Source organism: Terriglobales bacterium, from assembly GCA_035624475.1.
Taxonomy (GTDB): domain Bacteria; phylum Acidobacteriota; class Terriglobia; order Terriglobales; family Acidobacteriaceae; genus DASPRL01.
On record DASPRL010000152.1, the window covers coordinates 1 to 7,761 of the forward strand.

A 7,761-nucleotide genomic window follows, 5' to 3' on the forward strand; every position below is an offset into this window, starting at 1 on the left:
CCCCATCACCGACTTCCGCAACGTCTCGCAACTGGAGTTCGTCGACTACGCCATCGGCAACTGGGAGTGCAAGTGCGGCCACCTCAAGGGGCTGCACCACCTGCGCACCACCTGCCGAAACTGCGGCTCCACCGTCATCACCGATCCCTTCCACCCCGGCGACGTGCTGTGCGCGCGCTGCGGCACCTACAACGCCAACACCCCCGACTTCTGCAACAAGTGCGGCGACCCGGTGGGCCTGCAGCTCAAGTACGACGTCACCGAGTGCGAAGAGCGCGGCATGACCTACTCCGCCCCGCTCAAGGTCACCATCCGCCTCACCATCTTCGAGAAGGACGCGGAGACCGGCAACCGCTCCATCCGCGACATCAAGGAGCAGGAGGTCTTCTTCGGCGACGTGCCCCTGATGACCCAGAACGGCACCTTCATCATCAACGGCACCGAGCGCGTCATCGTCTCCCAGTTGCACCGCTCCCCGGGGGTATTCTTCGAGACCGCCAACAACCGCACCTACTTCCTGGGCAAGATCATCCCCTACCGCGGCTCCTGGGTGGAGTTCGAGTACGACCAGAAGAACATCCTGTACGTGCGCATCGACCGCAAGCGCAAGTTCCTGGGCACCATCTTCCTGCGCGCCCTGGGGCTGCGCTCCGACGAGGACATCCTGCGCACCTTCTACACCGTCGACAAGCTCGCCCTGCGCGACAAGAAGCTGCTGTGGACGCTGGAGCCGGGCGCGGAGAAGCCCACCAACCTGCTGGGCATGAAGCTGGCGCGCCGCATCGCCACCAAGGGCGGGGAAGAGATCGCGCACAGCGGGCGCAAGATCACCCCCGCCATCCTCAAGGAGATCCACAAGGCCAGGCTCACCGAGATCGAGGTGGACGCGTCCGACCTGGAAGGCGCCTACACCGCCGCCGACGTGGTCGATACCTCCAGCGGCGAGGTGCTGCTCGAGGCCAACTCCGAGGTCACCACCGACAAGCTGGCCAAGCTGGCCGACGCCGGCATCACCGAGTTGCACCTGTTCTTCCCCGAGCGCGACGACGTGGGCGTGGTCATCAGCCAGACCCTCAAGCGCGACGGGGTGAAGACCCCGCAGGAAGCGCTGATCGAGATCTACCGCAAGCTGCGGCCGGGCGATCCGCCCACCCTGGACACCGCCACCTCGCTCTTCCACGGCATGTTCTTCGACTCGCGCAAGTACGACTTCTCGCGCGTGGGCCGGCTGAAGTTCAACATCAAGCTGTTCGAGAAGGCGGACGCCACCAACCTCGACAACCGCACCCTGGAGCCGGAGGACTTCTACGCCACCATCCGCTACCTGCTCAAGCTGCGCAAGAACCTGGGCGCGGTCGACGACATCGACCACCTGGGCAACCGGCGCGTGCGCGCGGTGGGCGAACTGCTGGAGAACCAGTTCCGCATCGGCCTGGTGCGCATGGAGCGCGCCATCAAGGAGAAGATGAGCGTCTACCAGGAAATGTCGACGGCCATGCCGCACGACCTGGTGAACGCCAAGCCGGTGATGGCGGCCATCCGCGAGTTCTTCGGCTCCTCGCAGCTCTCCCAGTTCATGGACCAGACCAACCCGCTCTCGGAGATCACGCACAAGCGGCGGCTCTCGGCGCTGGGGCCGGGCGGGCTCTCGCGCGAGCGCGCCGGCTTCGAGGTGCGCGACGTGCATCCCACCCACTACGGGCGCATCTGCCCCATCGAGACGCCGGAAGGGCCCAACATCGGGCTGATCTCCTCGCTCTCCTGCTACGCCCGCATCAACGACTACGGCTTCATCGAGTCGCCCTACCGGCGGGTGAAGAGCGGGCGGGTGCAGGACTTCGTCAGCATCGTCAACGCCGGCGACAGCGAGCACCGCGTCGGCGACCACGTGGAGAAGCACGAGGTCGAGAAGACCAACGCCGAACTCAAGGAGAAGCGCCGCCGCCAGGCCGAGTACGAGCCCTACTCCTTCTACCTCTCGGCCTGGGAGGAAGACCGGCACGTGATCGCGCAGGCCAACGTCGAGCTGGACGAGCGCGAGCGCCTGGTGGCTGAGCTGGTCAACGCCCGCAAGGCCGGCAACTTCGTGCTGGTGCACCGCGACGAGGTGGACTACATCGACGTCAGCCCCAAGCAACTGGTCTCGGTGGCGGCCTCCCTCGTGCCCTTCCTGGAGCACGACGACGCCAACCGCGCCCTCATGGGCGCCAACATGCAGCGCCAGTCGGTGCCCCTGCTGCGGGCGGAGGCCCCGCTGGTGGGCACGGGCATGGAGGGCGTCACCGCGCGCGATTCCGGGGCGGTGGTGCTGGCGCGGCGCGCCGGCCTGGTGGACTCGGTGGACTCCGAGCGCATCATCGTGCGCGTCGAGGGCGAGCACCATCCCGGCCAGCTCTCCCGCGAGGTGGGCTCCGACATCTACCAGCTCACCAAGTTCAAGCGCTCCAACCAGAACACCTGCATCAACCAGAAACCCACGGTGCGCAAGAACGACCGCGTCGCCAAGGGGCAGGTGATCGCCGACGGGCCCTGCACCGACCACGGCGAGCTGGCCCTGGGCCGCAACGTGCTCGTCGCCTTCATGCCCTGGCGCGGCTACAACTTCGAGGACGCCATCCTGGTCTCGGAGAAGCTGGTGAAGGAGGATTACTACACCTCCATCCACATCGAGGAGTTCGAGATCGAGTCGCGCGACACCAAGCTGGGGCCGGAGGAGATCACCCGCGACATCCCCAACGTCAGCGAGTCGGCGCTGCGCGACCTGGACGAGAGCGGCATCATCCGCATCGGGGCCACGGTCAAGGCGGGCGACATCCTGGTGGGCAAGGTCACGCCCAAGGGCGAGACCCAGCTCACCCCGGAGGAGAAGCTGCTGCGCGCCATCTTCGGCGAGAAGGCCGGCGACGTGCGCGACGCCTCCCTCACCTGCCCTCCGGGCATCGAGGGCACGGTGGTGGACGTCAAGATCTTCTCCCGCAAGGGAGCGGAGAAGGACGAGCGCGCCAAGGCCATCGAGGGATCCCAGGTGGAGAAGCTGGAGAAGAACCTGGCCGACGAGATCCGCATCCTCACCGACGAGCGCTTGAAGCGCCTGGAGAACATCCTGGGCGGCAAGGAAGTGCAGGCCGACCTGCACGACGAGCGCACCAACAAGCGCCTGCTCACCAAGGGCGCGGTGCTGGATCGCGAGACCATCGAGCGCATCTCCACCAAGAACCTGAAGCGCATCAAGTACGCCGACAAGGACCCGCGGGTCAACGAGCAGATCGACGAGATCGAGGAGATGACCTCGCGCCAGATCGACGTGCTGCGCAAGATCGTCAAGGAGAAGGTGGACAAGCTGCAGAAGGGCGATGAGCTGCCTCCCGGCGTCATCAAGCTGGTGAAGGTGTACATCGCCATGAAGCGCAAGCTGAGCGTGGGCGACAAGATGGCGGGGCGCCACGGCAACAAGGGCGTGATCGCCCGCATCCTCCCCGACGAGGACATGCCCTACCTCTCCGACGGTACCCCGGTGGAGATCGTGCTCAATCCCCTGGGCGTGCCCAGCCGCATGAACGTGGGCCAGATCCTGGAGACCCACCTGGGCTGGGCCGGCCACGAATTGGGGGCGCGCATCACCCGCCTGCTGGAGGAGAACTCGCGCGAGGAGACGCTGCGCCGCGAACTCAAGACCATCTTCAAGGAGACCCCCTTCGCCGAGCGCATCGCCGGGCTGGACGAGGACACGCTGGAGGCGGTGGCCAAGGGCATGACCCGGGGCGTGTACTTCTCCTCGCCCGTCTTCGACGGGGCCCGCGAGCCGGAGATCAAGTCGCTGCTCAAGGAGTCGGCCCTGCCCGAATCGGGCAAGACGGTGCTGCGCGACGGCATGACCGGCGACCTGTTCGAGCAGCCGGTCACCGTGGGCTACATCTACATGCTGAAGCTCTCGCACCTGGTGGACGACAAGATCCACGCGCGCTCCATCGGGCCCTACTCGCTCATCACCCAGCAGCCGCTGGGGGGCAAGGCGCAGTTCGGCGGCCAGCGCTTCGGCGAGATGGAAGTGTGGGCGCTGGAGGCCTACGGCGCCGCCTACATCCTGCAGGAACTGCTGACCGCGAAGTCCGACGACGTCTATGGCCGCACCAAGATCTACGAGGCCATCGTGAAGGGCGAGGCCGCCATCGAGCCGGGCGTGCCCGAGTCCTTCAACGTGCTCATCCGCGAGTTGCAGTCGCTCTGCCTGGACGTGGAGCTGGTCAAGACGGAGCGCAAGGCGCTGGCCGTGGCGGCCGCGGACTAGGAACAGTGGCCAGTGGCCGGTGGTCAGTTGACCCGGCCGCCGGTCCGCAAGATCTAAGGAAGAACTGGCCACGGGTCACTGACCACGGGCCACTGCAGGGCGGCGGGCGACAACGCCGCAGGAACGGGAGGACAACTTGTACCGCACCAGTCCCTTTGATCTCGGAGCCAACATCGCCGATTTCGATGCCATCCGCATCAGCCTGGCCTCGCCGGAGAAGATCCGCTCCTGGTCGCACGGCGAGGTGACCAAGCCGGAGACCATCAACTACCGCACCTTCAAGCCGGAGCGCGACGGGCTGTTCTGCGCCCGCATCTTCGGCCCGGTCACCGACTGGGAGTGTCTCTGCGGCAAGTACAAGCGCATGAAGCACCGCGGCGTGATCTGCGACAAGTGCGGGGTGGAGGTCACCCTCTCCAAGGTGCGGCGCGAGCGCCTGGGACACATCGAGCTGGCCTCGCCCTGCTCCCACGTCTGGTTCTTCAAGGGCCTGCCCAGCCGCATCGGACACCTGCTCGACATCTCCCTGCGCGACCTGGAGTCGGTGCTCTACTTCGAGGCCTACGTGGTGGTGGACCCCGGCGACGCCCCCGTCAAGGAAAAGGAGATCATCAAGGAAGAGACCAAGTTCCGGGAATTGGACCAGCAGTTCCGCCCCACCGGCTTCAAGGCCATGATGGGGGCGGAGGCCATCAAGGAACTGCTCAAGCGCGTCAGCGTGGACGAACTCTCCACCGAGCTGCGCGACAAGATGAAGCACGAGAGCTCCATGCAGAAGCGCCTCAAGCACGCCAAGCGCCTGAAGGTGGTGGAGGCCTTCCGCAAGAGCGGCAACAAGCCCCAGTGGATGATCCTGGACGTCATCCCGGTCATTCCCCCGGAGCTGCGTCCCCTGGTGCCGCTGGACGGCGGCCGCTTCGCCACCAGCGATCTCAACGACCTCTACCGCCGGGTCATCAACCGCAACAACCGGCTCAAGAAGCTGATGGACCTGCACGCCCCCGAGGTCATCGTGCGCAACGAGAAGCGCATGCTGCAGGAGGCGGTGGACGCCCTGTTCGACAACGGCCGCCGCGGCCGCGTGCTGCGCGGCGCCAACAACCGGCCGCTGAAGTCGCTCTCCGACACCCTCAAGGGCAAGCAGGGACGCTTCCGCCAGAACCTGCTGGGCAAGCGCGTCGATTACTCCGGCCGCTCCGTCATCGTGGTCGGGCCGGAACTCAAGCTCCATCAGTGCGGCCTGCCCAAGAAGATGGCGCTGGAGCTCTTCAAGCCCTTCATCTACCACCGCCTGGAGCAGACCGGGCAGTGCACCACCATCAAGCAGGCCAAGGAGATGGTGGAGGCGCAGGAGTCGGTGGTGTGGGACATCCTGGAAGAGGTCATCAAGGACCATCCCGTGCTGCTGAACCGCGCTCCCACCCTGCACCGCCTGGGCATCCAGGCCTTCGAGCCGGTGTTGGTGGAAGGCAAGGCCATCAAGATCCATCCTCTGGTGTGCACCGCCTTCAACGCCGACTTCGACGGTGACCAGATGGCGGTGCACATCCCGCTCTCCCCGGAGGCGCAGGTGGAGGCCAGCGTGCTCATGCTGAGCTCGCACAACATCCTCTCTCCCGCCTCGGGCCAGCCCATCACCGTGCCTACGCAGGACATGGTGCTGGGTATCTACTACCTGACCAAGGCCAAGCACGGGGCCAAGGGCGAGGGCCGCGCCTTCGCCAACCTCGACGAGGTGCTGCTGGCGCTGGAGGCCAAGGAGGTGGAGACGCTCACTCCCATCCGCCTGCGCTACAGCGGCGAGGTGCTCGACCTGACCGCCGCCTACGACGACCAGGACGTGCTGCACAGCGAGCCTATCAAGCTGGACCGCCAGTTCATCAACACCACCGTGGGCCGCGTCATCCTCAACGACCACCTGCCCGAGGGCATGCCCTACATCAACGGCCTGCTCAAGAAGAAGGGCGTGGGGCAACTGGTGAACTACTGCTACCTGCGCTTCGGGCTGGAGACCACGGTGCGCATGCTCGACGAGATCAAGCAACTGGGCTTCCAGTTCGCCACCCGCGCCGGGCTGTCGATCGGGATCGACGACATGGTCATCCCCGACAACAAGCGGCAACTGGTGCGCGACGCCGAGAAGCAGGTGGTCAACGTGCAGCAGCAGTACCTGGACGGCGCCATCACCAACGGCGAGCGCTACAACAAGGTCATCGAGATCTGGTCGGGCATCACCGAGAAGGTGGCCGACGAGATGTTCAGCGCCATGCAGGAGGAGGACAAGCAGGGGCGCATCAACCCCATCTACGTCATGGCCGATTCCGGGGCCCGCGGCTCCAAGCAGCAGATCCGCCAGCTTTCCGGCATGCGCGGCCTCATGGCCAAGCCCTCGGGCGAGATCATCGAGCAGCCCATCACCGCCAACTTCCGCGAAGGGCTGACCGTGCTGGAGTACTTCATCTCCACCCACGGCGCGCGCAAAGGCCTGGCCGACACCGCCCTCAAGACCGCCGACTCCGGCTACCTCACCCGCCGCCTGGTGGACGTGGCCCAGGACGTCATCGTCAGCGAGCAGGACTGCGGCACCGTGGACGGCATCTACGTCGGCTCCATCGTGGAGTCGGGCGAGATCATTGAGCCGCTGCGCGACCGCATCGTGGGCCGGGTCTCGCTGGAGAAGATCAAGGACTACGAAGGCAACGTGATCGTGGACGTCAACCAGGACATCAGCGAAGACCTGGCCAGCGCCATCCAGGCGGCCGGCATCGAGCGGGTGAAGATCCGCTCCGTGCTGACCTGCGAATCCAAGCGCGGGGTGTGCGTCATGTGCTACGGGCGCAACCTGGCCTCGGGACGCCTGGTGGAGCTGGGCGAGGCCACGGGCGTGATCGCGGCGCAGTCCATCGGCGAGCCCGGCACGCAGCTCACCATGCGCACCTTCCACATCGGCGGCACCGCCTCCCGGGTCTCCGAGCAGTCGCGCCTGGAGGCCAAGAGCAACGGCATGGTGCGCTTCCAGAACCTGCAGACGGTGCGCTCCAAGGAGGGTGGCCTGGTGGTGATGAACCGCAACGGCTCCATCACCATCGTGGACGAGAAAGCCCGCGAGAAGGAGCGCTACTCCGTGGTCTACGGCGCCCGCGTCAAGGTGGAGGACGGGCAGCAGGTCACCCTGGGCCAGGCGCTGGTCGAGTGGGATCCCTACACCTTCGCCATCCTCACCGAGATCGGCGGCGCGGTGCAGTTCAAGGATCTGCACGAAGGCGTCACCCTGCACGAGGAAGTGGACGAGGTCACGGGCCTCTCCCGCCACGTGGTGGCGGAGTCGCCCGACGAGAAGCACCAGCCCGCCATCGTGATCAAGGGCAAGGGCAGCAAGCGCTACCTGATGCCCTCGCGAGCCCACCTCATGGTGCAGGACGGCGACAGCGTGCATCCCGGCGACGTGCTGGCCAAGATCCCGCGCGAGACCA

At 66.1% G+C, this 7,761-nt stretch carries 2 protein-coding genes; both read left to right on the forward strand.

All coding sequences use genetic code 11. The features are described 5' to 3' along the window. On the forward strand, nt 1-4,288 hold a 4,288-nt coding region (rpoB, locus tag VEG08_06360; protein ID HXZ27608.1), incomplete at its 5' end, for a DNA-directed RNA polymerase subunit beta. A gap of 136 nt (nt 4,289-4,424) precedes the next feature. Next, on the forward strand, nt 4,425-7,761 hold a 3,337-nt coding region (gene rpoC / locus VEG08_06365; protein HXZ27609.1), incomplete at its 3' end, for a DNA-directed RNA polymerase subunit beta'.